General features: G+C 72.1%; 19 protein-coding genes and 2 pseudogenes. 12 read left to right on the top strand and 9 right to left on the bottom strand.

What is annotated here, in order from left to right; translation table 11 throughout:
- Positions 1 to 361: pseudogene (locus tag AB0A90_RS13470) on the bottom strand (hypothetical protein); the annotation flags it as partial.
- A 612-nt stretch (positions 362 to 973) separates the two neighbouring features.
- On the opposite strand from AB0A90_RS13470, the gene AB0A90_RS13465 reads away from it, so the two are divergent.
- Positions 974 to 2,776, top strand: a complete 1,803-nt coding sequence (locus AB0A90_RS13465; protein ID WP_357246245.1) for a glycoside hydrolase family 6 protein — start codon at positions 974 to 976, stop codon at positions 2,774 to 2,776.
- A gap of 118 nt (positions 2,777 to 2,894) precedes the next feature.
- Here AB0A90_RS13465 and AB0A90_RS13460 read toward each other — a convergent pair whose 3' ends face one another.
- From AB0A90_RS13460 to AB0A90_RS13440, 5 genes and pseudogenes are all read right to left on the bottom strand, one after another.
- Complete coding sequence (locus AB0A90_RS13460; RefSeq protein WP_357246242.1) at positions 2,895 to 3,281, bottom strand: hypothetical protein; 387 nt, start codon at positions 3,279 to 3,281, stop codon at positions 2,895 to 2,897.
- 158 nt (positions 3,282 to 3,439) lie between these two features.
- The gene (locus AB0A90_RS13455; RefSeq protein ID WP_357246239.1) at positions 3,440 to 3,748 is read right to left on the bottom strand and encodes a hypothetical protein; all 309 of its coding nucleotides are present in this window, start codon (positions 3,746 to 3,748) and stop codon (positions 3,440 to 3,442) included.
- A 15-nt stretch (positions 3,749 to 3,763) separates the two neighbouring features.
- Entirely contained in the window at positions 3,764 to 5,422 is a 1,659-nt protein-coding gene (locus AB0A90_RS13450) for a sodium:solute symporter family protein (RefSeq protein ID WP_357246237.1), read from the bottom strand.
- 671 nt (positions 5,423 to 6,093) lie between these two features.
- Positions 6,094 to 6,282, bottom strand: a pseudogene (locus tag AB0A90_RS13445) (hypothetical protein); the annotation flags it as partial.
- 320 nt (positions 6,283 to 6,602) lie between these two features.
- A complete protein-coding gene (locus tag AB0A90_RS13440; protein WP_357246234.1) occupies positions 6,603 to 7,196 on the bottom strand; it encodes a hypothetical protein in 594 nt (197 codons plus the stop codon).
- Between the two features lie 374 nt (positions 7,197 to 7,570).
- Here AB0A90_RS13440 and AB0A90_RS13435 point away from each other — a divergent pair, with 374 nt between their 5' ends.
- The 7 genes from AB0A90_RS13435 (at position 7,571) to AB0A90_RS13405 (ending at position 16,028) form a co-directional block, all read left to right on the top strand.
- Complete coding sequence (locus tag AB0A90_RS13435; protein WP_357246231.1) at positions 7,571 to 9,913, top strand: nitrate- and nitrite sensing domain-containing protein; 2,343 nt, start codon at positions 7,571 to 7,573, stop codon at positions 9,911 to 9,913.
- On the top strand, positions 9,913 to 10,335 hold the full coding sequence (locus AB0A90_RS13430; RefSeq protein ID WP_357246228.1) for a roadblock/LC7 domain-containing protein: 423 nt from the start codon (positions 9,913 to 9,915) through the stop codon (positions 10,333 to 10,335). Before AB0A90_RS13435 ends, AB0A90_RS13430 begins: the two co-directional genes overlap by 1 nt.
- On the top strand, positions 10,325 to 10,714 hold the full coding sequence (locus AB0A90_RS13425; protein ID WP_357246225.1) for a DUF742 domain-containing protein: 390 nt from the start codon (positions 10,325 to 10,327) through the stop codon (positions 10,712 to 10,714). Before AB0A90_RS13430 ends, AB0A90_RS13425 begins: the two co-directional genes overlap by 11 nt.
- Positions 10,695 to 11,297 (top strand): ATP/GTP-binding protein, encoded by a 603-nt coding sequence (locus tag AB0A90_RS13420; RefSeq protein WP_357246223.1) that lies wholly within the window; start codon positions 10,695 to 10,697, stop codon positions 11,295 to 11,297. Before AB0A90_RS13425 ends, AB0A90_RS13420 begins: the two co-directional genes overlap by 20 nt.
- An 87-nt stretch (positions 11,298 to 11,384) precedes the next feature.
- Positions 11,385 to 12,422, top strand: coding sequence for a lactonase family protein (locus tag AB0A90_RS13415; RefSeq protein ID WP_357246220.1), 1,038 nt, complete (start codon positions 11,385 to 11,387; stop codon positions 12,420 to 12,422).
- A gap of 157 nt (positions 12,423 to 12,579) precedes the next feature.
- Positions 12,580 to 14,337, top strand: a complete 1,758-nt coding sequence (locus AB0A90_RS13410) for a substrate-binding domain-containing protein (RefSeq protein WP_357246219.1) — start codon at positions 12,580 to 12,582, stop codon at positions 14,335 to 14,337.
- 224 nt (positions 14,338 to 14,561) lie between these two features.
- Positions 14,562 to 16,028, top strand: a complete 1,467-nt coding sequence (locus AB0A90_RS13405) for a sugar transferase (protein WP_357247132.1) — start codon at positions 14,562 to 14,564, stop codon at positions 16,026 to 16,028.
- A 10-nt stretch (positions 16,029 to 16,038) separates the two neighbouring features.
- On the opposite strand, the gene AB0A90_RS13400 is transcribed toward AB0A90_RS13405, so the two are convergent.
- Positions 16,039 to 17,169, bottom strand: coding sequence for a PP2C family protein-serine/threonine phosphatase (locus tag AB0A90_RS13400; protein ID WP_357246216.1), 1,131 nt, complete (start codon positions 17,167 to 17,169; stop codon positions 16,039 to 16,041).
- A 58-nt stretch (positions 17,170 to 17,227) separates the two neighbouring features.
- Here AB0A90_RS13400 and AB0A90_RS13395 point away from each other — a divergent pair, with 58 nt between their 5' ends.
- Positions 17,228 to 17,893, top strand: coding sequence for a MarR family transcriptional regulator (locus AB0A90_RS13395; RefSeq protein ID WP_357246213.1), 666 nt, complete (start codon positions 17,228 to 17,230; stop codon positions 17,891 to 17,893).
- A 37-nt stretch (positions 17,894 to 17,930) separates the two neighbouring features.
- Here AB0A90_RS13395 and AB0A90_RS13390 read toward each other — a convergent pair whose 3' ends face one another.
- Both AB0A90_RS13390 and AB0A90_RS13385 read right to left on the bottom strand, forming a co-directional pair.
- The gene (locus AB0A90_RS13390; protein ID WP_357246210.1) at positions 17,931 to 19,574 is read right to left on the bottom strand and encodes a SpoIIE family protein phosphatase; all 1,644 of its coding nucleotides are present in this window, start codon (positions 19,572 to 19,574) and stop codon (positions 17,931 to 17,933) included.
- Between the two features lie 127 nt (positions 19,575 to 19,701).
- Positions 19,702 to 20,940 (bottom strand): ROK family transcriptional regulator, encoded by a 1,239-nt coding sequence (locus tag AB0A90_RS13385; protein ID WP_357246207.1) that lies wholly within the window; start codon positions 20,938 to 20,940, stop codon positions 19,702 to 19,704.
- Positions 20,941 to 21,018: 78 nt separating this feature from the next.
- On the opposite strand from AB0A90_RS13385, the gene xylA reads away from it, so the two are divergent.
- The 3 genes from xylA to AB0A90_RS13370 all read left to right on the top strand — a co-directional run bounded on the left by xylA (position 21,019) and on the right by AB0A90_RS13370 (position 25,189).
- Entirely contained in the window at positions 21,019 to 22,206 is a 1,188-nt protein-coding gene (gene xylA, locus AB0A90_RS13380; RefSeq protein WP_357246204.1) for a xylose isomerase, read from the top strand.
- Positions 22,207 to 22,215: 9 nt separating this feature from the next.
- Positions 22,216 to 23,643 (top strand): xylulokinase, encoded by a 1,428-nt coding sequence (gene xylB / locus AB0A90_RS13375; protein ID WP_357246202.1) that lies wholly within the window; start codon positions 22,216 to 22,218, stop codon positions 23,641 to 23,643.
- Positions 23,644 to 23,734: 91 nt separating this feature from the next.
- Positions 23,735 to 25,189 carry an MFS transporter gene (locus AB0A90_RS13370; protein WP_357246199.1) on the top strand — a complete coding sequence of 485 codons (1,455 nt, stop codon included), beginning with the start codon at positions 23,735 to 23,737 and terminating at the stop codon, positions 25,187 to 25,189.
- Positions 25,190 to 25,258 lie beyond the last annotated feature (69 nt).

Raw genomic sequence — 25,258 nt, 5'->3', positions numbered from 1 at the left:
TACCGTTCTCGTCCTTGCCCTCGTCGTCCTTGCCGTTCTCGTGGTCGTAGGAGTCCTCCTCCTCGCCCCACTCGCGGTCCTCGCCCCGGTCTTCCTTGGCCGGCTCGAGCTTGACCTTGCCGGTGACCTTGGACCACACGAACGCGTGCTCCTGCCGATCCGGGCAGATCTCGAGGAGCTTGATCTCTTCGCCGGCCTTGACGACGTGCGGCTTGGCGTAGACCTTGCCGTCCTGGTCCCTGCCGTCGTCGTGGCCGTTGGCGTAGGCGATCCCCGGTGCGAACACCAGGAGCGACGCGCCGCCGAGCGCGGCGCCCGCAACGACCTTCCCGAGCATCTTCTTAGCCATGACCTGCGTCACTCCATCCCTGTTGTCCTGAGCCCGGCGACAACCGAGCTAAGACCGACGTTAGACCGTTTCATGACTTATGAAGTGAAAGATTCGCGTTTTGACCTTTGGCCCGGTAAGAGGTGAAGGGGTGCTACGCGGCTTTCAGTGCGCGCCGCGTCATCTCTGGCACCGCGCCGCCTTGCGGTTGGCCCACGGCGTTCGGTATTCGTCGTGTCGGACCCGCTCCGGCCATCCGGTAGTGCCGCCCACGTCTCGGACGTGCCGCTCGGGCGAACTCGGGGGTATCGTCCGAAACGGCTCCGCAGGCGAGCCCCGCCGGCCCGCGACGCATCGAGCCATTGCCATGGAAGCGCTCCCATGCAAGAATCGGCGCACGCGGTTCGGGGGAGCCACACCGCGCAGGCAGGCAGTCGAGGGCACCCGGTGTCACCGGGGCGACATCCCGCCGTCGATCGACCGGTCACCGTGCCGGTCGTGCACCACCACCACCACCATCGCCCGTCCGGGTCGGGCGTCCCCGAAAGAATCCCGTTGGCGCCGGCGGCCGTCCGTGCAGGACGCCCACCGGGCCGTCTCGCCGGGCCGTACGTGGGCCCGGTCTCGCCCAAGGAGATCAGTGGCATGAATATGTGGAGAAGGCTGTCCGGCCAACGCCGGGCCCTCGCGCTCGCCGGCGCGGGTGCCCTGGTCGCCGGTGGGTTGGTAACGATTCCGGTTACGGCGGCGCAGGCCGCGACGCAGTGCGAGATCGGCTACACGACGAACGACTGGTCCGGCGGCTTCACCGCGAGCATCACCATCAAGAACCTCGGCGACCCGGTCAACGGCTGGACGCTGGGTTGGACCTTCCCCAACTCCAGCCAGCGGGTGCAGCAGGGTTGGTCGGCCGAGTTCAGTCAGTCCGGCAGCCAGGTGACCGCCCGGAGCATGTCCTACAACGGCACCCTGGCCGCCGGCGCGTCGGCGAACATCGGCTTCAACGGCGCCTGGAGCGGCAGCAACCCGAAGCCGACCTCGTTCACCCTCAACGGCGTGGTCTGCAACGGCGGTGTCACCCCGACCTCCGCGCCGCCGACCAGCGTGCCGCCGACGTCCGCGCCGCCCACCAGCGCGCCTCCGACCAGCGCACCGCCGACCAGCGCGCCCCCGACCAGCACGCCGCCGGGGCAGAAGGTGGACAACCCGTACGTCGGGGTGCCGGGTTACGTGAACCCGGAGTGGAAGGCCAAGGCGGACGCCGAGCCGGGCGGAAGCCGGGTCTCCAACAACCCCACCGCCGTCTGGCTGGACCGGATCGCCGCGATCAACGGCACCCCGGACAGCAGCTCGAACGGTGCCTTCGGGGTGCGTGACCACCTGGACGAGGCGCTGCGCCAGGGCGCTGGCTACATTCAGTTCGTCATCTACAACCTGCCCGGCCGGGACTGCTCCGCGCTCTCCTCCAACGGTGAGCTGGGTCCGGACGAGCTGCCCAAGTACAAGGCCGAGTACATCGACCCGATCGCCGCGATCCAGGGTGAGTCGAAGTACCGCAACCTGCGGATCATCAACATCATCGAGATCGACTCGCTGCCGAACATCGTGACCAACACCTCGGGTCAGCCCGGCGGCACGGTCATGTGCGACACGGTCAAGGCCAACGGCGCCTACGTCAACGGTGTCGGCTACGCGCTGGCCAAGCTGGGTTCGCTCGGCAACGTCTACAACTACATCGACGCCGGCCACCACGGCTGGCTCGGCTGGGACTCCAACTTCGTCCCGACCTCCAACATCCTGAAGACCGCCGCGGTCGCCTCCGGCAGCACTGTCAACAACGTGCACGGGTTCATCACCAACACCGCGAACTACTCGGCGCTGCAGGAGCCGCACTTCAAGGTCACCGACAACGTCAACGGTCAGACGGTGCGGCAGTCCAAGTGGGTTGACTGGAACTTCTACGTCGACGAGCTGTCGTTCGCCCAGGCGTTCCGCAACCAGCTGGTCTCGGTCGGCTTCAACTCGAACATCGGCATGCTGATCGACACGTCCCGCAACGGTTGGGGCGGCTCCGCGCGGCCCACCGGGCCGGGCCCGATGACCAGCGTGGACGCCTACGTCAACGGTGGTCGCATCGACCGCCGGGCCCACCTCGGCAACTGGTGCAACCAGGCCGGCGCCGGTCTCGGTGAGCGGCCCCGGGCGACCCCGGCGGCGGGCATCGACGCGTACGTCTGGGTGAAGCCGCCGGGTGAGTCGGACGGCTCCAGCAAGGAGATCCCGAACAACGAGGGCAAGGGCTTCGACCGGATGTGCGACCCGACGTACGGCGGTAACGCCCGCAACGGCAACAACCCGTCCGGGGCACTGGGCGACGCGCCGATCTCCGGTGCGTGGTTCTCCGCGCAGTTCCAGGAGCTCATGCGCAACGCGTACCCGGCGCTCTGACCGGATCGCGACCGTAACCACCCGCCGCCGGCAGTAGGTGAGGCACTGCCGGCGGCAGGTCCCCCGGGTCCCCGGCCCGACCGTCAAGGTCGGGTCGGGGACCCCCCTTCGTGTCCGATCAGGGCACGGTGCGCTCGATGGCCGCCCGACCCTGCTCAGCCAGATCGCGGCGGGCCTTGTCCAGGTTCTCCGGGGTGAGGTCCTGCCCGCGGGCCATCACCAGGTCCTCCGGCTCCCAGGGTTGTTCCGCGCCGGTGCGGATGTTGTCGCCGCCGGCCCCGGTGCCCGTCCCGGTCGCCCCGGTGCCGGCACCGTACGGGTCGCCGATCAGCTCGTCGGTGTCCGGCGCGAGGTCGTCCGGCCGGCTGCGAGGCTCGGCGAACCCGGGAGTGTCCCGGTCGGGGCCGCCGCCGGTCCGAAACTGCGGGACGGTGGCGTCGTCGTCCACCGCCGAGGCGACCTCCGGGCTGTCCTCCAACGGCGGTTGCCGATCGCGATCGGTCATGGTGGTGCCTCCTGTGTCCGACACGTTGCCTGCTGCCCCTGGCGTACCCCCTCGTGCCGGGCTCATGCCGAAGGGCCGGGCACCGGCCGAAGGGGCGGGCTCAGGCCGACGGGGCGGGCTCAGGCCGACGGGTCTCGCTCAGGCCGAAGGAGCAGCCGTCAGGTGCCGGGTTGCTTCTCGTTGGCGGCCGGCGGCTCCGCCGGGCGCCGCCACTGCCAGAACAGCATGAGCAGGCCGAAGACGAGCATCACCAACCCGGCCCACAGGTTGATCCGGACACCCTGGGCCTTGTCGATCTCGGCGGCGCTGTCGAAGACGCCGATCAACGTCACGATCACCCCGTACGCCACGAAGAGGCCACCGATCACCCGGCGGACGTCGAACAGTCGGGCGGCGGCGGATCGGCGCTGCTCCTCCTGCGACTCGTCGATCAGCGGGTCCTGTGCCGGCTGGCCGTCGTTGCTCATCTGCCGACTCCTTTCCTAGAAGACCGGGATGTAGAAGAGGGCGGCCAGCGCGACCGCGATCAGACCGAGCAGCACCGGGGAGCGGTACCAGACGGCGTCCCCGGCGAGCACGTCCCCCTTGAGGTCGACGCCGCCCATGCCGTAGACCAGCCCGCGCAACTCCTCGTCGCGCTTGGGCGCGGTGAGCGGGGTGATGATCGCGGCGACCACCACCGCCGTGACGAAGGCGAGACCGGCGCCCCAGAAGCTCTCCTCTAGGTCGGAGTTGAAGTCGATCACGCCGCCCTTGTAGAGCAGGTAGAGGCTCAGCGACACCAGGGTGCCCAGCAGCAGCGACCAGAAGCCGGCGAGGGCGGTCATCCGCTTCCAGAACATGCCGATGATGAAGGTGGCGAACAGTGGCGCGTTGAAGACGGAGAAGAGCGCCTGGATGTAGTTCATGATGTTGCTGAACCCGGCCGCGATGAACGCCGTGCCGATGCCGACCACCACGGCGGCGACCGTCGCCCACCGACCGACCCGCACGTAGTAGTCGTCCGGCCGGTCGCGACGGATGTACGCCTGCCAGATGTCGTAGGTGAAGACGGTGTTGAAACCGCTCACGTTGGCCGCCATGCCGGCCATGAACGACGCCAGCAGGCCGGTGACCGCGACGCCGAGGACGCCGTTGGGGAGCAGGTCGCGCATCAGCAGCGGGATCGCGTTGTTGTACTGCAGGTCGCCGGTCTCCGCCCCCAGGCCCTTGACCGTCACCAGGGCCACCAGGCCGGGGATCACCGTGACCAGGGGAATGAACAGCTTTGGGTACGCGGCGATGATCGGCGTACGCCGGGCGGCGCTCATGTTCTTCGCGGACAGCGCCCGCTGCACCTCGGCGAAGTTCGTCGTCCAGTAGCCGAAGGACAACACGAAACCGAGGCCGAAGACGATGCCGATCCACTGCGCGCCCAGCGGGTTGGCGGTGCTGCCCGTGTCCTGCCAGGCGTGCAGGCCCGCCTCGCCGAGCTTGGAGTCGCGTACCGCGTCCATCAGGCCGTTCACCCCGCCGACCTTGACCAGGCCGATCACGGTGACCGGGATGAGGCCCGCCAGGATGACGAAGAACTGAAGCACCTCGTTGTAGATCGCGCCGGTCAGACCACCGATGGTGATGTACGCCAGGACGATCGCCGCGCCGACCACGATCGCGGTCCAGAGCGGCCAGCCGAGCAGTGCCTGCATCACCAGGGCCAGCGCGTAGAGGTTCACGCCGGCGATGAGCACCTGGGCGACGGCGAAGCTGAGCGCGTTGAGCAGGTGGGTGGGGCGGTTGAACCGCAGCCGCAGGTACTCGGGCACGCTGCGGACCTTGGAGCCGTAGTAGAAGGGCATCATCACGATGCCGAGGAAGACCATCGCCGGCACCGCGCCGATCCAGTAGTAGTGGACCGTCATGACGCCGTACTGGGCGCCGTTCGCGGCCATACCGATGATCTCCAGCGCGCCCAGGTTCGCCGAGACGAAGGCGAGCCCGGTCACCCAGGCCGGCAGGGACCGGCCGGAGAGGAAGAAGTCGACGCTGGTCCGGATCGCCCGGCGCGCGGCGATGCCGACCCCGAGGACGGTGACGAAGTACAGCGCCAGGATCAGGTAGTCCAGGCCGTTCATGTTGAGCCGAAGACCGTCGCCGTCCATCCCGTCACCCCTCGTCCCGACGTCTGCGCTGGTTGGTGCGCGCGCGCCCTATTACCCCGTCCGGACGTTTTCACGCCTCGACGCTGGTTCGGTGAGGTTCGGGCGGATTGGGGGATGTCACGCGCCTGCCGACCGGCTCGTCGACGGCGAGGCGTACCCGCCGCACAGGGCGAGGGGCGCCCCCGGCCGACCGGCCGGAGCGCCCCTCGGTGGCGCGTCGTTCAGCGACCCAGTACGCGGTCCAGGAAGTCCCGATAGTTGCGCACCGCCATCCGCAGTTGCTCGGTGTCGGCCGAGCCGGCGTCCTGCCACCCGCCCAACGTGTTCTTCTGGGCGGCCAGCGCCGACGAGAGAGCCTGAATGGCCTCTTCCACCAGCGACTGCGCCTCGCCGGCCGCCGCGTGCGGATCATCGACGAAACGCAGCTGCACGTCGCGCCAGCGGTCCCGGAAGCCCTGCGCGGTGTCGGTGTCCAGGAGTGTCGCCGGCTCGGCCGCGACGGTCGACCCGGCGGGCCGGGACGTCCCGGCAGCCCCCAACGAGGTGCCGTCGCCCTCGGTGTCGACCGGCTCGCCGTCCGCGTCCGGATCGACCATCTCCGGCGCGGCGCTACCGTAGCCGGCGGCCACCGCGTCGGGGTCGGTCCCCGGGGCGACGTCGCGGCGGTGCAACTCGGCCGTGGGGTCGGCCCGCAGGCCCTCACGCTCGCCGTCCTCGGCGCCGTCGCCCGGCTGGGCCGTCCGCTCGGCCCGAGCGTCCGGCTGATCCTGCGGGTTGGGGCTCGCGAGTGCCGAGGCCGCCACCGCGTCGGCCACCGTGGTGGCGCCGAACGCCGTGGGCAGTGGCCCCGGCTCGTGGAAACCGCCCTCGTCGGCGGAGCGGTCGTCCCGCCGGTGGCGCGGGTCGGAGTCGTCGGCTCGCTCGTCGTCGACCGGGTCGTACGCGGCGTCCCGGTCGGTGTCGCCGGCTCGCTCGCCGGGGGCGGTCCACTCGTTCGAGGCGTTCCGCTCGTTCGGGGCGGTCTGGTCGTCGAAGGTGCCCCGGTCGTCCAGGGCGTCCTCGGGGACGTCCGAGCGGCCGGCCCGGTCGCCGGTGGGCGGTACCGGGACGGGCGCGGACCGGACGGCCTCCGGGTGGTCGTTGCTCACCTGCTGCTCTTCCTGGCGCATCGGTGGCCTCCTCAGCGGCTCGTGGAGTCGTGGTCCGGGTGGTGGCGCTGTTCGGGCGTACGGTGGCCGACCGGCTCCTCGCCGAGCAGGTCGGCGAAGAGTGCCCGGTAGTGCACGATCGCCTGCCGCAGCTCCTCGGTACTGGCCTCGCCCTCGGAGTTGCGCAGGTTGATGTTGTGCGCGTCCCGATAGTTGGTCAGCGTGCGCGCATGGTCGACGGAGAGGTGGGCGATCTGGTCGGAGAAGTCCCCGGTGGGGTAGCCCCGCTCCTCGATGAGCCGGGTGACCAGTTCGTCAGCGTCGTCCACGGTATCGCCGGGCGAGTCGATGAAGCGCACCTGGAGTTCCTCCCAGGCGGCGCTGTAGCGGGCCCGGGACTCCGGGCTGAGCGGGGTGAGCGTGAGCTCGGCGTGCCGGCGTTCCCGGTCGCGCAGTTCGCGCTCGGCGGCGGATCGGCTGTCCTGCTCCTCCACCACCCGGTCGTACTCCGGCCCGAACCGGTCGCGCAGCGCGCGACGGCGGCCGAGCGACCGGACGGCCACGGCCAGCACCGCGACGACCACGAGCACGACGAGCACGATGACGATTACCTGCGTGGGCGACATGGGCTCCTCCTTCGTCACCTGGTATTCCCTCCGCGCACTGATCGCCAATCCCGATCCGGGGTACTTTCTGGCCGGCTTGCCTCCGGGACGGGAGAAGCGCTGTCCGGCGCTGCCGCCCCGCCGACCGGCCCAGACCTGACCAGGTCCAGAAAACGCGCCTGCTCAGGTCGACCGGGTGCGGATCCGCGGTCGCCCGCAAGGCATCTCGGAGCGTCGATGTCGGCGCGACGGGCAGTAGTGCAACGGCCCTTGATTACGTATCCTGCCCAAGGCGCCCGCGCCGGTGCCCGGCGTCACGCCGGGCGCGCAGCCGGCCGACGCGTTGCCCGGCGGTGCCGGCACCCCTCCTGCCACCCCTGCACGGGCGAGGTCTGATGAGAACCCGCGACTGGCCGATCCGCTCGAAGCTGACCGCGTTGGTCGTCGTGCCGGTGACCGCGCTCCTGGCGCTGTGGATCTTCGCGACCACGCTGACCTTCGGTCCCGCCCTGGATCTGCTCTCCGCTCGCACCCTGCTGTACGACCTGGGTCGCCCCGGCGAGGTCGTGGTCACCGAGCTGCAACGGGAACGCCGACTCTCGGTCGTGCAGCTCGCGGGCACCACCCGGCTGCCCGTCCTGGCCGAGCAACGGGAGCGCACCGACCGGGCCATCGCCGAGCTGCGCCGCCGCGTCGACGGTGAAGCCCTGCGCGACGCCGCGAACGACGCGCTGGAGGCCCGGATCGACCATCTGGTCACCGCACTGGCGGCGCTGCCGGCCGGTCGGACATTCATCGACGACCGCAGTCTGGACCGCAGCGGCGCGGTCGGCCTCTACAGCGGCATGGTCACCGCGGCCTTCCAGGCGTTCTCCGCGATGGCGACCCTCAACGACCCGGACCTCAACCGGCAGGCACTGGCACTCACCGCGTTGGGCCGCTCCCGGGAGCTGCTCGGCCAGGGCGACGCGCTGCTGGCCGGCGCGCTGAGCGCCGGACGGTTCGCCGAGGGGGAGCACACCCAACTCGTGCAGGCCATCGGCAACCAACGGTGGCTCACCGACAGCGCCGTGGCCGACCTGCCCGCGGCCGATCGGGCCGCGTACCAGCGGTTGGCCGAGGGCGAGGCGTTCACCCGGTTGCGCACGATGCAGGACGCGCTGGTCGTGGCCAACCGGTCGGGCCGGCCGCCGGTCGACGCGGCGGCCTGGCAGACCAGCCATGACGCGGTGCAGCAGCAGTTGCGCGACTTCGAGCTGGCCGAGGCCGACGGTCTCACCGACCGCTCGGTGCCGATGGCGGTACGCATCCTGGCACGGCTCGCCGCCGCCGGTGTGCTCGGGCTCGTCGCCGTGGTGGTCTCGGTGCTGGTGGCGCTGCGGCTCGGCCGCACGCTGGCCCAGCGCCTCACCGGCGTCCGCACCGCCGCGCTGGAATTGGCCGAGCACCGTCTCCCGGACGTGGTGGCCCGGTTGCGGCGCGGCGAGCAGGTCGACGTCGCCCGGGAGGCGCCGCCACTGGAGTACGGCCACGACGAGATCGGCGAGGTCGGCCGCGCCTTCACCGAGGTGCAGCGCACCGCCGTCCAGGCCGCCGTGGACGAGGTCGCCCTGCGCCGTGGGCTCAACGAGGTCTTCCTCAACATCGCCCGCCGGAGCCAGAGCCTGGTGCACCGTCAGTTGCACCTGCTGGACCGCATGGAGCGCCGTGCCGAGGACCCGGACGAGCTGGCCGAGCTCTTCCAGGTCGACCACCTGGCGACCCGGCTCCGCCGGCACGCCGAGGACCTGGTCATCCTCGCCGGCTCCGCGCCCGGCCGGGGCTGGCGAAACCCGGTCGCGATGGTCGACCTGATCCGCGGCGCGATCTCCGAGGTCGAGGCGTACGACCGGGTGGACATCGCCGGCGCGCAGCCCGCCGGCGTGCTCGGCCGGGCGGTCGGCGACGTCATCCACCTGCTCGCCGAGCTGGTCGAGAACGCCACCGCCTTCTCCCCGCCGGACACCCGGGTCACCGTCACCGGGGAACGGGTGGCCAACGGGTACGCCCTGGAGATCACCGACCAGGGGCTGGGCATGTCCGCCGCGGCCCTGGAGACCGCCAACACCCGACTGGCCAGCTCGCCAGAGTTCGACCCGGCGCAGAGCGCTCGGCTCGGCCTGTTCGTCGTGGCCCGGCTGGCGGCCCGGCACGGCGTACGGGTGCGGTTGCGTCCCTCCGAGCAGGGCGGGGTGACCGCGGTGGTGCTGATCCCCGCCGACCTGGTCACCGCCGAGCCGCCGGCCGGCCCCGACCCCGCCACGCTTCCCGCCGCGTCGGCCGACCCGGCCCGGCGGCTGGCCCGTACGGCGCGTCGGGGTGCCGTGCCCCGCACCCGCCCACCCACCGCGCCGCGCGCCGACGCCGCACCGTCCGCCCCACCCACCGAGGCACCGACCTCGGGCGGCGGGCCGGGCGACGCGGGGTCGGCGGCGGACGACGAGCTGGACGGTCTGCCCCGCCGGGTGCGACGTCGTACCCCCGCCGCCGCCCAACCCCGGTCGACAGTCACCGAAACCCCGGCGCCCCGGTCTCCCGAGGAGGTGCGCCGGGTGATGGCGGCCCTGCAGGCCGGCACGGCGCGCGGACGCGCCACCGTCACCACCCCGGCAGCTCCGGCAGTGCCACCCGGACCGGCGGCCCCGGCCAGCCCGGCGACGCCCCCCGAACCCCCGACCGCGACTGAGAGGGACGCCTAGTGCGGCATTCGACGAAGCAGAGCGCCGGCCTGGACTGGTTGCTCGACGAGCTGGTGCAACGGGTGCCGGCGGCCCGGGAGGCGGTGGTGCTGTCCGCCGACGGTCTCCTGCTCGGCTGCTCGGCCGAGTTGGAGCGCTCCGACGCGGAGCACCTGTGTGCGCTCGCCGCGGGCTTCTCCAGCCTGGCGCGGGGCGCCAGCCGGCACGTGGACGGCGGCCCGGTCCGGCAGACGGTGGTGGAGATGGAGTCGGCGTACCTCTTCGTCACGGCCGCCGGGCAGGGCGCGTGCCTGGCGGTGGTGAGCGACGCCGCCGCGGACATCGGGTTGGTCGCGTACGAGATGGCGATGCTTGTCATCCGGGTGGGGGAGAGCCTCGCCGCGCCGGCCCGATCGTCGGCGGGAGACGGTGATGCGGGCTGAGCCGCCCGGGCCGCAACACGAGTGGCTGGACGGCGAGGCCGGCCCGGTGGTGCGCCCGTACACCCTCACCAAAGGCCGGGTCCGTTCCGCCGGCGACGGCTTCGACCTGGTCGCGATCGTGCTTGCGGAATCGGACGTCGACGACGCCGGCCATCCACACCTGCTCCCGGAGCATCGACGGCTGATCGCGTTGGCCCTCCGGCCGGTGTCGGTGGCCGAGTTGGCAGCCGAACTGGACCTCGCGGTCGGTGTGGTCCGGGTACTACTCGGTGATCTCCTGGCCGAGGGGCTGGTTGCGGTGCACGAGCCGCCGGCCGCCGGAAAACTTCCCGACGACGACATCCTCAAGGCGGTGGTCAGTGGACTCCGTGCGCTATGACCATACGGGCACCAGCACCACCATCCCGCTGGCACTGAAGATCCTCATCGCGGGCGGCTTCGGAGCTGGCAAGACGACACTGGTCAGTGCCCTGAGCGAGGTGCGCCCGTTGCAGACCGAGGAGGTGTTGACCGGCGCCGGGATCGGCACCGACGACGTCTCCGGGGTGGAGGGCAAGTCGACCACCACGGTGGCGATGGACTTCGGCCGGATCACCATCAACGACGACCTGCAGGTCTACCTGTTCGGCACCCCGGGCCAGGATCGGTTCTGGTTCCTGTGGGACGAGTTGGCCTTCGGCGCGCTCGGCGCGGTGGTGCTCGCCGACACCCGTCGGCTGGCCGACTGTTTCCCGTCGATCGACTACTTCGAGCAGCGTGGCATCCCGTTCGTGGTCGGCGTGAACTGCTTCGACGACTCCCGCCGGTTCAACCTGGAGACCGTACGTCGGGCACTCGACCTGGACCCGGACGTGCCGATGGTGCTCTGCGACGCCCGCGACCGGCAGTCCGGAAAGATGGTGTTGATCTCTCTGGTCGAACATGTCGCCCGGCAGCGCGGGGAGCCGGTGCCGGCGGCCTGAGATCCGGCCGGCAAAGCCGGTTAACCGGCGGGCGATGCGGGCAGCCTCTGGTTGGATCAGCGGAGGATGCCGGCGGAGGAGTGGAACGTGAGTGCTCAGGGTGAGGTCGTCCACATCGGGGGCTACACCGCGCAGAGCGGTGGGCGGGGCAGTGGCATCGTCGCCGCGCGCCGCGACCCGACGACCGGGGCGCTGACCCCGCTCGGCACGGTGGCGGTCACCCCGTCCCCCTCCTTCCTGGCGCGGCACCCCACCCAGCCGGTGCTGTACGCGGTGAACGAGTTGACGGCCGGGGAGATCAGCGCCTGGCGGGTCGGGCCGGACGGCGCGCTGGATCCGCTGGGCAGCCGGTCGACAGGCGGGGCCGAGCCCTGCCACCTGGCGGTGGTGCCCGACGGCGGCCACCTGGTGGCGGCCAACTACGGCAGCGGCAGCGTGGCGGTCTTCGCGCTCGACCCGCAGGGGGTGCCCGGCGAGCGCACCGACCTGGTGGTGCACGAGGGGCACGGCCCCGACCCGGAGCGGCAGGACCACGCGCACGCCCACATGGTCTCGCCGGGGCCGGGCCAGGGGCCACTGCTCGCGGTGGATCTCGGCACCGACTCGGTCTACCGGTACGACCTGGACGCGGCGAGCGGGCGGCTGGTGCCCCGTGCGCCACGCACCCGCACGACGCCGGGCACCGGACCCCGGCACCTGGCCCGCCACCCGGACGGACGGCGTTGCTACGTCGTCGGTGAGCTGGACGCCTCCGTCACCGCGTACGAGCTGACCGACGACGGCGCGTTGCACAAGCGGGGTCGGGTCGAGGCGAGCGAGCGGCCCGGTCACGTGCAGCCCTCGGAGGTCGCGGTCAGCCCGGACGGACGGTTTCTCTATGTCGCCAACCGGGGGGTGGGGACCCTGTCGGCATTCGCCCTGGCTGGGGAATTGCCCGAACTGGTGGCCGAAGTGGACACCGGTGGTGAGTGGCCCCGGCACTTCGCGCTGATCGGTGAGCACCTCTACGTCGCCGACGAACGGGCCGACATGGTGCGGGTCTTCCGGCGCGACGTCGAGACCGGCGTTCCGGAGGCGATCGGAGAGCCGGTGCCGGTGCCGAGCCCGACGTGTGTGCTGCCGTGAGGGCCGACGCAGGGACGTGAAGCCGGCGCTGATTCGGCAACACCTCGGGGCCGCTACGTCACGCTCTGTCGCTAAATGGTGATCAACTGTTTCTCCTCCGTAACTTTAGGCCGAACGGATGTGGCAGAGACGGCACCTTGTACGCAAGATGGTCACCGTGTCAGCAGGCCGCCATCGCATGCGTTCGAAACTCCACCTAGCAGCCGCCGCCGCGATGGCGGCGGTGCTCGTCGTCACGACCGGCGCGTGGTTCGGCTATCGGGAGTTGATCCAGTCCAACTGCTCGGGTGAGATCCGACTCGCGGTGGCGGTCGCCTCCGAGCTCGCACCCGCGGTGGACGCCGCCGCGTCCCAGTGGGTCAAGGACGGCGCCGCGGTGGGTCCCACCTGCATCCGGGTCGACGTCTCCGCGTCCGACCCAGTCGACGTGGCGGCCGTGGTGGCGGCCAAGCACGGTGCGGTCCTCGCCGGTGTGGGGCAGGCCAGCGGCACCGCCGTCAGCCCGGACGTCTGGGTGCCGGACTCCTCGACCTGGCTGTTGCGGTTGAAGAAGGACGCGACCGCGTTCGCTCCGACCAACGGCGCGTCCATCGCGCGCAGCCCCATCGTCGTCGCGATGCCCGAGCCGATCGCCCTCCGGCTGGGCTGGCCGGACAAGAAGTTCAACTGGACCGACCTGCTCAAGCAGATGAACAACACCAGCACACCGCTGCACACCGGGATCGTCGAGCCGACCCGCGACGCGGCCGGCCTGTCCGGCCTGCTCTCGCTGACCGCCGCCGCCAACGGCGCGGGCGAGGACGCCCAACGCAGCACCGTCGGCGCGCTTCGCGCACTGGCCACCGGTCGATCCTCGCTGCGCAACGACCTGCTGGCCCGGTTCCCGACCTCGAACGACGCGACGACCATCGCGAGCGGTCTGGGCGCGGCGGCGTTGTCCGAAGAGGACGTGATCGCCTTCAACAGCAAGAAGCCACCGGTGCCGCTCGCCGCGCTCTACATGGAGCCGGCGCCGATGCCGCTGGACTACCCGTACGCGGTGCTGCCCGGCATCGAGCCGAGCAAGGCCTCGGCGGCCCGGGTGCTGTTCGAGCTGCTCACCAGCCCCTCCTTCCGTAACCGGCTCGCGGCGCAGTCGCTGCGCTCGCCGGACGGCAACTGGGGTGACGGCTTCAAGGCCCCGCAGGGTGCCCCGAGCCCGTCCGGCGGCGCGCCGACCGCGCCGGCGAACGGCGGCACCGCCGCGGGTGGTCTGGACCCGGCCGCGATCCAGCGGGTCGTCTCCAGCTGGTCGATCGCCACCCAGCCCGGCCGGATGCTTGCCGTCATCGACGTCTCCGGCTCGATGAAGGACCCGGTGCCGTCCGCCAACAACCGGAGCCGGGAGGAGGTCACCGTCGACGCGGCCCGTCGCGGACTCGGCCTCTTCGACGACTCCTGGTCGATCGGCCTGTGGACCTTCTCCACCAAGCTGGTCGGCAACCGGGACTACCGGGAGTTGGTCGGCATCGGCCCGCTCTCCGGCCAACGTGCCCAGTTGGAGGGCGCGCTCGGCGGCATCAAACCCTCCGACGGCGACACCGGCCTCTACGACACCATGTTGGCCGCGTACCAGGCGGTGCAGGAAAACTGGCAACCCGGCCGGGTCAACTCGATCGTGCTGTTCACCGACGGCAAGAACGACGACGACAACGGCCTCAACCAGCAGCAGTTGCTCGCCAAGCTCAAGCAGGTCGCCGATCCGGACCGGCCGGTCCAGGTCATCATGATCGGCATCGGCGAGGGCGTCAGCAAGGCCGAGCTCGAGTCGATCACCAAGGTGACCGGTGGCGACGTCTTCGTCACCAAGGATCCGAGTGAGATCGGCAGCATCTTCCTCAGCGCCATCGCGCGTCGTCCGCCGGCACCGCGGTGAGCTGACGCACCGAGGTCGAAGGCCTGCCTACCGGATCCCCGGTAGGCAGGCCTTTTTTGGCTTCCAGGTTGAAGAAAAGTGACGGCAATACGTCCGAAGCAATCGGTAGTCATAGTTATCGAGGCAGGATGTCGACTGTTCCGGCATGGTCGGTCCGCCTCCGGTCCGACCCATTGGCCGGGGCCATCCTGAGCAGAGTGGGAGGGCCGGTGACCGCGGCGACACTGTTGACCCCCGCCACGTCGGCGGAGCCGAACGACAATCGCGCCGGGCTGGTGGCGCGCGCCGACGAGCGGTCCTACGTCCGGGTCATGGTGGTCCTGGACACCACCGTGCTCATCGTCGCGCTGTTCATCGGTTACGTCACCCGATTCGGTGACGGCCGGCCGACCGGCTCCGAGGTCCCGTACGTACTGGTGGCCCCGGGGTTGGTGCTGGCCTGGCTGATCTCGCTCAAGGCGCTTGGCTGCTACGACGACCGGGTGATCGGCTACGGGGCGGACGAGTACCGGCGGGTCAGCTCCGCGAGCCTGCGCCTGGCCGGCGCGATAGCCATCATCGGCTACATCACCGATCTGGGCGTGTCGCGGGGCTTCCTCGGCATCTCCTTCGGGGTGGGCACCGTCGGGCTGGAGGTGGCGCGGTTCGCCGCCCGTAAGCGCCTGCACCGCGCCCGCTCGATGGGTGCCGGCTGGTCTCGCCGGGTGCTGGTGGTCGGCGACACCGCCCACGTGTTGGAGTTGGTGCACACGCTGCGTCGCGAGCCGTACGCCGGCTACCAGGTGGTCGGCGCGTGCATTCCGGACGCGCTGCTCGCGCCGGTGGCACAGCGACTGGGCGACGTACCGGTGGTGGGGTCGTTCCGAGGCATCCCGGAGGCCGCCACGGCCATCGGCGCGGACACGGTCGCGGTCACCGCCTCCGGAGAGCTGACCGCGACCCGGCTGCGCCGCCTCGGCTGGCAGTTGGAGGGCACCGGCATCGACCTGGTCGTGGCGCCCGCGCTGACCGACGTCGCCGGCCCGCGGATCCACACCCGCCCGGTTGCCGGCCTGCCGCTGATCCACGTCGAGGCACCGGAGTTTCGCGGTGCGCGCAAGTTGGTGAAGGGCCTCGTCGACCGCTCGGCCTCGTCGCTGGCGTTGGCGCTGCTGATGCCGCTGATCGCGGTCATCGCCCTGGCCATCAAACTGGACAGCCGGGGCCCGGTGCTCTTCCGGCAGGTCCGCGTCGGTCGGGGCGGGCAGGAGTTCGGCGTGTTCAAGTTCCGCACCATGGTGGTGAACGCCGACACGCTGCTCGCCGAGCTGACCGCGCGCAACGAGACCGACGGCCTGATGTTCAAGATGCGCCAGGACCCCCGGGTCACCCGCGTGGGCCGGTTGCTGCGCAAGTGGTCGCTGGACGAGCTGCCGCAACTGGTGAACGTGTTGTTGGGTCAGATGAGCATGGTCGGCCCCCGGCCACCGCTGCCCTCGGAGGTGGCCCGCTACGACGGCGACGTGGCCCGGCGGCTGCTGGTCAAGCCCGGCATGACCGGGCTGTGGCAGGTCAGCGGTCGCTCCGACCTGAGCTGGGAGGACGGCATCCGGCTCGATCTCTACTACGTGGAGAACTGGTCCCTCGCCGCCGACCTCACCATCCTCTGGAAGACCTTCGGTGCGGTCCTGAACGGCCGCGGAGCGTACTGACGACCGCCGGTCACGGTTGCGGGCCGGTCCAGTCCAGGCAGACGACCACCGCGTCGTCGACCAGGTCACCGGCCACGAAGGCGCGCAGGTCACCGATCAGGGACCGGACGGCTTCCAGTGGCTCCATCGGCCCGGTCCGCCGCAGGAACCGGTCCAGTGCCGTCTCGCCGTAGCGCACGTGCTGCCCGGTGGCCTCCACCACCCCGTCGCTGACCACGAAGAGCCGGTCGCCGCGTTCCAGCGGGAACTTCTGCTCGTGGTAGTCGGTCTCCTCGAACATGCCGAGGGGGAACTGCGCCTCCAGGGGCTGCTCGGTGACCTCCCCGTCGCGCAGCAGGACCAGCCGGGGTGATCCGGCGTCGACCACCGTCATCATCCCGGACCGCAGGTCCAGCTCCATCAGCAACGCGGAGAGGTGCTGCTCGCCCCGGTACAGGTCGTAGAGGGCCCGGTCGGCGAGGGCGGCCTGGTCGGCCAGGCTCAGCCCGGCCCGACGCGCGTTGCGCAGCGCGTGGGTGGCCAGCGAGGTGAGCAGGGAGGCGGCGACACCCTCACCGGTGCCGTTGATCGTGGACAACCAGAGTCGTTCCCCGTCGTCGGACCAGTCGAAGCTGTCGCCGCGCACCGCGTACGCCGGCTCCAACTGCCCGGCCAGGCTGAACGAGGGACGGATCCGGCTGCGGCCGGGAAGCAAATCCCACTGCATCTCGGCGGCCAGGGTGAGGCGCTGGGTCCGCCGCGCCGCCTGGTAGACGTCGGTGCCGGCGGAGACCGCCGCCACCTCGTGGGCGAGTGCGGTGGCGATGTCGGCCAGCTCGACGAGGACCTTCCGGTCGTCCGGGACGGGCGCCAGGCACAGTACCCCGCGACGCTCGCCACGCATCGTCACCGGGAACCAGGCGGTGCCGTCGGTCAGTATCGGCGACTGGTGGTCGAAGGCACGCCAGGCGGGATGCCCGGGATTCGTGATCGGGTCACCCTCGGTGAGTGGCAGTAGCTCCGCGAGTCGGTAGTCGACCTGGTACAGCTCGACGTCGGTGATTCCGTACGACCGGGCGAGCACCTCCCCGACACCGCCGACGAGCCGGTCCGCCGGTGTCTCATTCAGGGCACGTCGTGCCTGACTGACCGGTTCGCTCATCGTCACTCCCTCGCTGAAAGCTCGACCACCAGTGGGTTCGGAGTACTCTCGGGCCACCATGGCTGAACTGCACCGTCCGACGGACCCCGAGACGAGTATGGCTGCCGCGCTGGACGTGGCGGCCGCAGCCCTGCTCGGCATCTGGGAATCCGCCCGGGAGGGGACCGCCGGCCGGGTGTCCGGCGCCCAGCTACGCGCGGTGATGGTGGTGGAGCAGCACGACGGGATCAACCTGCGCCGGTTGGCCACCCGGCTCGACATGCTGCTCAGCTCCGCCAGCCGCCTCTGCGACCGGCTGGTCGCCGCCGGCATGCTGGAGCGTGAGCCGGGCCGCTTCGACCGGCGGGAGATCTCGCTGCACCTCACTCCGGAGGGCCGTCGGCTCCTCGCCGAACTGCGGGCCGACCGTCAGGCGCAGCTCGCCGCCGTACTGGCCGGGATGAGCCCCGCGGGCCGCGACGCGCTGCTCGACGGCATGCGGGAGTTCGACAACGTCGCTCGCCAGCAGCAGCCGCAGATCACCGATTCGCCGGGTGACCCGACGGATCCGGGGGACTGGCCGCACGACCCGGACCGGCCCGCTGGGCGCTCGGGAGACGTGTCGATCGACCAGGACCGGCAGACCCGCACGGTCTGGGCGGACCCGTCGGGTGACCCGGAACGGTCGATCGGCGGCAACCGGGACCGGTCGGCCGGCGGACCGCCGGTGGCGCGGACCGCCTGATCACCTCGATTCCACCGGCCTCCGGGAGGGCCGTCGATCACTGCGGCGTCGGGGCACCCACGGCCAGCATCGCGATGTCGTCGTGGGACTCCCCGGCCAGCCAGTCGTCGACCGCCTGCCGCACCCGTTCGACGAGCGCCGCCGGCGTCCGCCCGGCCGCCGAGGCGAGCGCCGCGCGCAGCCGGGCCACACCGAACGTCGTCAGGTCACCCGGCCCGCGCGCCGAGGTCACCCCATCGGTGTACGCGAACAGCAGGTCACCCGGGTCGAGGTGCACCCGGGTCTCGGCGAATCGTGCGGCGGTCAGCGCGCCGACCGGCATCCCGCCGACCGGGACCGTGCTGACCCTGCCGGCGGCGGTGACCAGCAGTGGCGCCGGGTGGCCCCCGCCGGCGATCCGGATGTCCAGCCCGGCGGACCCGCGCTCGATCGAGCCGAGCAGCAGGGTGGTCAACTGGCTGTGCCGCGCCGCGTCCGGGGCGTCGGATAACGCCCGGTCGAGTAGCTGGATCAGCTCCAGTGGTCGCTGCTCGACAAGCCGCAGCGTCCGCAACGACTGGCGGACCCGGCCGGTCAACACGGCCGCGCCCACCCCCTTGCCGCACACGTCGCCGAGGGCGAAGAGGGCACCGCGTGAGTGGGGGAACACCTCGTAGAAGTCGCCACCGATGCGCAGGGTGTCCCCGGCGGCCCGGTATCCGCCGGCCATGGTCACACCGGTAACGGTGGGCAGCTCGGGCGGGAGCAGGCTTGTTTGCAGCACCTGGGCCAGGTGGATCTGCTCGCCATGAAGGTCGGCGCTGGTCAGTGCGGCGCCGGCCCGGGCGGCGAACTCGCGGGCCAGTTCGCGGTCACGCTCGTCGAAACCGGCCCGCCCAACCCGGCGGATCAGCAGCAGGGCGCCGGCCGATCCGTCGCCGCTGGTCAGCGGGCTGACCAGCACGGCGCCCGGGCGGCCGAATCCGGGCGGAAGCATGGTGGCCAGGTCGGCGAACTCGGCGTCCGGCTCGGCCCTCGGCTCGGCGAACTCGGCGTCCAGCCCTGGCCTCGGCTCGGCGAACTCGCCGCTCAGCGCCTCGGCGAGGCCGGGCACGCTGCCGGTCCGGGTCGCGCGGGCCAGCCCGGTGACCGGGGTCGGCTCTCCGTCGGCGTACCGGACCCAACGGGCGTGCGGCTCGGTCGGGGTGGCCGGTCGCGGCAGGGCCACGGCGACGTCGGCCAGGTACGGCACGGCGAGGGTGGTGGTGGCCAGGAGCACCTGGTCCCGGTGCAGGGCGAGCCCGAGCCGACCGCCGGCCTGGGCGAGGAAGGCGGTGCGGGCGCGCTCGGCCTCCAGCGCGGCGGTGTGGGCGTGCTCCTCGGTGACGTCGCGGACGTACCACGCGTACCGGGAGTCGGCCAGCTGCCGCCGGGTGCCCTGTAGTCGCCGGCCGTGGTGCTCGGTGTCGAACTGGGCGGCGTCCTCGGCGAACGCTCGGGCCAGGGCGGCCACCGGGCAGCCGGCCAGGTCGCTGCCGACGGTGATCTCCGGGAGCAGGTGTGTGGCCCTGGCGTTGGCCAGGGTGACCCGACCGGTCCCGTCCGTGGTCAGCACGGCCTCGGCGAGCCCGTCGAGCAGCTCGCGGGCGCGTCTCGCGTCCGCTGGCAGGGTGCTGCCGCTGGGTTGCCGGGTCGAGGTCACCGTCCGACGCCACCGCGCGTCTGACGACCTGTGCGCATCCTGCTTCTCGCCTCCTCGCCGCGGATCGCTGGCTGGGGAAAGGCTACCGAGCCAGACGGGCACCCGACCACCGAGCGCGGGGCGTCGATCAGCCGGAGCGGCTCAGCCAGCCGGCGGGCTGGGCGACGATCCGGCGGGCCACCGAGCCGGCGGCGCCCACGGCGGCGGCCTCCGCGCCGAGCCGCGACGGCCGGACCGTGACCGGCGACCAGGCGGCGGTGAGCACCCGACTGGCGATCTCGGCGAGCACTGGCGGGCACAGCCAGGGTGCCAGCGCCGCGTACCCGCCACCGAGCACCACGGTGTCCAGGTCGAGCAGGTTGACGACACCGGCCACCGCGACACCGAGCGCCGTCCCGGCGTCGTGCAGCGCCCGCAGCGCGTCCGGGTCACCGGCCTCGGCCAGCTCGGCCAGCCGCGCTGTCGCGGTGTCGGCGGGGAGTTCCGTCCGGGTCAGCCCGGCGGCGGTCACGATCGCCTCCTGGCCGGCGTACTGCTCCAGGCAGCCCTGTCCGCCGCAGCGGCACGGACGGCCCTCGGGGTGCACCGGGAGATGCCCGATCTCACCGCTCCAGCCGCGGACGCCCCGGAACAGGGCGCCATCGAGCACGATGCCGGCGCCGATGCCCACCTCTCCGGAGATGTGCAGGAAGCTGGCCGGGCCGGGTGGCCGGGAGTGCAGCTCGCCGAGCGCGGCGAGGTTGGCCTCGTTGTCGACGACCAGCGCCGGGACGCCGGGCACCTGCTCGACAAGCGGCGGGTGCGCGGCGAGCAGCGCGGGTACCGGCACGTCGCGCCAGCCCAGGTTCGGTGCGAGCCGGACCAGCCCGTCGTCGTCCACCAGGCCGGGCACCGCCAGTGCGGCCCCGACCAGGGTGAGGCCCTCGCTGGCGGCGACGTCGCGGGCCGTCCCGGCGATCTCGACAAGCTGGGCGAGAGCGTCCGCGGGGGCCACCGGGCGCAGGTCGGCCCGGTGCACGGTGCGGTGCCGGACCTGTCCGGCGAGGTCCACCACGCAGACCGCCAGGTAGTCGACGTTGACCTCCAGGCCGAGCCCCGCCGGCCCCTGGTCGGCCAGGACGAGACCGCGGGCCGGGCGGCCGGCGCCGGCGCGGGGGGCCGGCTCGGACTCGCTGACCAACTGCCCGGCGAGCAGGTCCTCGACCACCGCGGACACCGTGGCTCGGGTCAGGCCGGTCGCGGTCGCCAGGTCGGCGCGGGACGGCGGTCGGTCGGCCGCGGCGATCCGGCCCAGGACCAGGGCGAGGTTGAGCTCGCGCAGACTGCCCTGACGGACTGCGCCGGCCGGGGCGTGGGTGAGGCTCACCCCTTGACAGTGCCATAGGCTGAGCAAATAATTCAATCGCTGAACAAATAGCGGACAACACCACCCCGGAGGTCGCTCATGGCACCCCGTCCCACCCCCGCCGACAAGTTCTCCTTCGGGCTCTGGACCGTGGGCTGGCAGGCCCGCGACCCGTTCGGTGACGCGACCCGTCCCGAGCTCGACGCGGTCGAGGCGGTGCACCGGCTCGCCGAGCTGGGCGCGTACGGCATCACCTTCCACGACGACGACCTGATCCCGTTCGGCGTCGACGCCGCCACCCGGGACCAGCACATCGCCCGGTTCCGCAAGGCCCTCGACGAGACCGGCCTCGTGGTGCCCATGGTCACCACCAACCTCTTCACCCACCCGATCTTCAAGGACGGCGGCTTCACCAGCAACGACCGCGACGTCCGCCGGTACGCGCTGCGCAAGGTGCTGCGTCAGGTCGACCTGGCCGCCGAGCTGGGTGCGAGCACGTTCGTCATGTGGGGCGGCCGCGAGGGCTCCGAGTACGACCTCGCCAAGGACGTCCGCGCCGCCCTGGACCGCTACCGCGAGGCGGTGGACCTGCTCACCCAGTACTCCATCGACAAGGGCTACAACCTGCGGTTCGCCCTGGAGCCCAAGCCCAACGAGCCGCGCGGCGACATCCTGCTGCCGACCATCGGGCACGCGCTCGGCTTCATCTCCCAGCTGGCCCACCCGGAGCTGGTCGGCCTCAACCCCGAGGTCGGCCACGAGCAGATGGCCGGGCTCAACTACGCCCACGGCATCGCCCAGGCGCTCTGGCAGGGCAAGCTGTTCCACCTGGACCTCAACGGCCAGCGCGGCATCAAGTACGACCAGGACCTGGTCTTCGGCCACGGTGACCTGATGAACGCGTTCGCCCTGGTGGACCTCCTGGAGAACGGCGGCCCCAACGGCGGGCCGGCCTACGACGGGCCGCGCCACTTCGACTACAAGCCCTCCCGCACCGAGGACATGGACGGTGTCTGGGCCTCGGCGGCGGCCAACATGAGCACGTACCTGCTGCTCAAGGAGCGGGCCGCGGCGTTCCGCGCCGACCCCGAGGTGGTCGAGGCGCTCGCCGCCAGCAAGGTCGGCGACCTGAACACGCCGACGCTCAACGACGGCGAGGGCTACGAGGAGTTCCTGGCCGACCGGTCCGCGTTCGAGGATGTCGACGTCGACGCGGTCGCCGAGCGGGGCTTCGCCTTCGTCCGGCTGAACCAGCTCGCCGTCGAGCACCTGCTCGGCGCTCGCTGAGGCCCCGCCATGCCGTTGGTCGCAGGCGTCGACTCGTCCACCCAGTCCTGCAAGGTGGTCATCCGGGACGCGGAGACCGGGGCTCTGCTTCGGCAGGGCCGCGCACCGCACCCGGACGGCACCGAGGTCGACCCGGAAGCCTGGTGGCAGGCGCTGCGTAGCGCCGTCGACCAGGCCGGCGGGTTGGCCGACGTGGCGGCGATCTCCGTCGCCGGCCAGCAGCACGGCATGGTGTGTCTCGACGAGGACGGCCGGGTGGTCCGCCCGGCACTGTTGTGGAACGACACCCGATCCGCCGACGCCGCCGCCGACCTCGTCGAGGAGGCCGGCGGCGGCGCGGCCGGGCGTCGGTTCTGGGCCGAAGCCGCCGGCAGTGTCCCGGTGGCCAGCTTCACCATCACCAAACTGCGGTGGCTGGCCACCCACGAGCCGGAGGCGGCGGCCCGCGTGGCGGCCGTCTGCCTGCCGCACGACTGGCTGACGTGGCGGCTGGCCGGCGCCCCGGGGTTGGGCGCGCTGCGCACCGACCGCGGTGACGCCAGCGGCACCGGCTACTGGTCGCCGGCGACCGGCGACTACCGACCGGACCTGTTGGAACGGGGCTTCGGCCGGCAGTTGGTGCTGCCCGAGGTGCTCGGTCCGGCGGAGTCGGCCGGCAAGTTGGCCGACGAGCTGGGTGGGTCGGGCGGCGCGCTGCTCGGCGCGGGCACCGGGGACAACGCCGCCGCCGCGTTCGGCGTCGGTGCCGGCCCCGGTGACGTGGTCGTCTCGATCGGCACCTCCGGCACCGTGTTCAGCGTCGCCGACGTGCCGGCCGCCGACGAGAGCGGTGCCGTCGCCGGCTTCGCCGACGCGTCCGGTCGGTTCCTGCCGCTGGTCTGCACGCTCAACGCGGCCCGGGTGCTGGACGCCGCCGCCGCGATGCTCGGCGTCAGCCTGGACGAGCTGGCCGATCTGGCACTCTCCGCGCCGGCCGGCGCGGACGGGCTGGTCATGGTGCCCTACCTGGAGGGCGAGCGGACGCCGAACCGACCGCTCGCCACCGGCGCCGTGCACGGGCTGACCCTGCGCACGTCGACCCCCGCGCACCTGGCGCGGGCTGCCGTCGAGGGCATGCTCTGCGCGCTCGCCGACGGCCTGGACGCGTTGACCGCGCAGGGTGCCACCGTCCGCCGGGTCATCCTGGTCGGCGGCGGAGCCCGGTCAGCCGCGGTCCGTCGGATCGCCCCGCAGGTCTTCGGCTGCCCGGTCGTCGTCCCGCCGGCCGGGGAGTACGTCGCCGACGGCGCCGCCCGCCAGGCCGCCTGGGTCGCCCTGGGCGGCCCGACGCCACCGCAGTGGGCGGTCGAGGGCACCGAGGAGTACGCGGCCGAGCCGGTCCCCGCCGTGCGGGACCAGTACGCGGCGGCTCGCGGACTGGTCCTCGACCGGCGCTGACCGTCCGGATCGACGAGGTGGGTGCCGGGTCACGTCGACCGGCACCCACCCGCGTGACGGCCCTCTCCGCGGAGTCTGGTTGGCTGCCGGCATGACGGTGACCAGTGGCGGACCCGAGCGGGGACGGGCGCAGCCCGGCTCACGCCCGCCCGGTCGGGGCGGCGGCCCGGCCCACCGGTTGTACAGCGTCGTGGTGTTCGTGCTGCTCGCCTCCCTGGACAACGTCGCGATCGGGCTGGTACCGCCGCTCTACGGCCCGATCTCCGACGCGTTCGGCGTGTCGGGGCGGCTACTGGGTCTGGTCACCGCGGTCAGCTTCCTGGTCAGCGCGGTGGCCGCGGTCGGCTGGGCGTACGTCGGTGACCGGGCCAACCGCAAGCGGCTGCTGATGGTGGGCACGCTGCTCTGGGCGGCCGGCACCGGCGGCAGCGCGCTCGCCGGCGGGTACCTGACCTTCCTGGCCGCGCAGCTGGTCGCGGCCGTCGGCCTCGGCGCGGTCGGCTCGGTCGGCTTCTCCGTGGTCACCGACCTGATCTCACCGTCCCGGCGAGGGCTGGTGATGAGCTTCTGGGGCCTCTCCCAGGGGATCGGCACCCTCGCGGGCACGCTCGTCGGCGGCCTGCTCGGGGCAACCGACTGGCGACGACCCTTCCTGATCCTGACCGGCGTCGGCCTGGTCGCCACTTTGGCCTACCTCTTCACGTACGACGTCCGGCGCGGCCAGAGCGAGCCGGAGCTGGCCGACCGGCTGGACGCCGGCGCCGAGTACGACTACCGGATCAGTCGCGCCGACCTGCCGCGCATCCTGGCCCGACGGACCAACCGGTGGCTGATCCTCCAGGGGCTGACGGCGCAGGCCGCGTTCGGCTCGCTGGTCTGGCTGCCGGTGCTCTTCGCCGAACGGGCCGAGGCCCAGGGCTACTCGACGTCGACAGCCGTGGTGGTGGGCAGCGTCTTCGCCACGCTGTTCCAGCTCGGCGGGGTGTTCTCCATCGTGGGTGGCCTGATCGGCGACGCGGTGCAGCGGCGTACCCCTCGGGGTCGGGCGTTGGTCGCCGCGGTCGGCATCCTCGCCGCGCTGCCGTTCTACCTGGTGCTGTTCTTCGTCCCGGTGACCATCGACGTGCCGGACGGCGCCAGCGGCGGCGCGGTCGTGGGCGCGGTACTGACCAGTGTGTTCACCGAGCCGTCGGTCGGGCTGAGCCTGCTCACCGCGATCGTGGCGCTCGCGTTGACCTCGGCCAACTCACCGAACTGGTTCGCGTTGATCGCCGACGTCAACCCGCCGGAGCACCGGGGCACGGTCTACAGCCTGGGCAACCTGGTCAACGGGGTCGGTCGCGCGGCCGGTAACGGGTTGGTCGGGGTGGCCTTCCAGGGGCTGCGGGTGGCCTTCCCGCCGCCGTTGAACTTCGCCGTCGGGCTGGCCGCGTTCCAGCTCTTCTTCATCCCCACCGGCGTCATGTACTGGCTCGCCTCGCGGACGTCGCCAGCGGACATCGACAACGTCCACGACCTGCTACACACCCGCGCCAACCGCCTCTAACCCACCCCACCCCACCCCACCCCACCCCACCCCGCCCCACCCCACCCCCGCCCCGCCCCGCCCCCGCCC

Origin of the sequence: Micromonospora sp. NPDC049204, assembly GCF_040647935.1 — a bacterium.
Taxonomy (GTDB): Bacteria; Actinomycetota; Actinomycetes; order Mycobacteriales; family Micromonosporaceae; genus Micromonospora.
Note: the sequence above shows the minus strand (reverse complement) of the source record. Positions and strands in the feature narration are given on the sequence as shown.

Bases quoted from the DNA above. Each gene is read 5' to 3' on its own strand.
- AB0A90_RS13400 (WP_357246216.1), bottom strand. From the start codon at position 17,169: ATGAGCGAACCGGTCAGTCAGGCACGACGTGCCCTGAATGAGACACCG.
- AB0A90_RS13435 (WP_357246231.1), top strand. From the start codon at position 7,571: ATGAGAACCCGCGACTGGCCGATCCGCTCGAAGCTGACCGCGTTGGTC.
- xylA (WP_357246204.1), top strand. From the start codon at position 21,019: ATGGCACCCCGTCCCACCCCCGCCGACAAGTTCTCCTTCGGGCTCTGG.
- AB0A90_RS13450 (WP_357246237.1), bottom strand. From the start codon at position 5,422: ATGGACGGCGACGGTCTTCGGCTCAACATGAACGGCCTGGACTACCTG.
- AB0A90_RS13395 (WP_357246213.1), top strand. From the start codon at position 17,228: ATGGCTGAACTGCACCGTCCGACGGACCCCGAGACGAGTATGGCTGCC.
- xylB (WP_357246202.1), top strand. From the start codon at position 22,216: ATGCCGTTGGTCGCAGGCGTCGACTCGTCCACCCAGTCCTGCAAGGTG.
- AB0A90_RS13455 (WP_357246239.1), bottom strand. From the start codon at position 3,748: ATGAGCAACGACGGCCAGCCGGCACAGGACCCGCTGATCGACGAGTCG.
- AB0A90_RS13425 (WP_357246225.1), top strand. From the start codon at position 10,325: ATGCGGGCTGAGCCGCCCGGGCCGCAACACGAGTGGCTGGACGGCGAG.
- AB0A90_RS13370 (WP_357246199.1), top strand. From the start codon at position 23,735: ATGACGGTGACCAGTGGCGGACCCGAGCGGGGACGGGCGCAGCCCGGC.
- AB0A90_RS13460 (WP_357246242.1), bottom strand. From the start codon at position 3,281: ATGACCGATCGCGATCGGCAACCGCCGTTGGAGGACAGCCCGGAGGTC.
- AB0A90_RS13465 (WP_357246245.1), top strand. From the start codon at position 974: ATGAATATGTGGAGAAGGCTGTCCGGCCAACGCCGGGCCCTCGCGCTC.
- AB0A90_RS13440 (WP_357246234.1), bottom strand. From the start codon at position 7,196: ATGTCGCCCACGCAGGTAATCGTCATCGTGCTCGTCGTGCTCGTGGTC.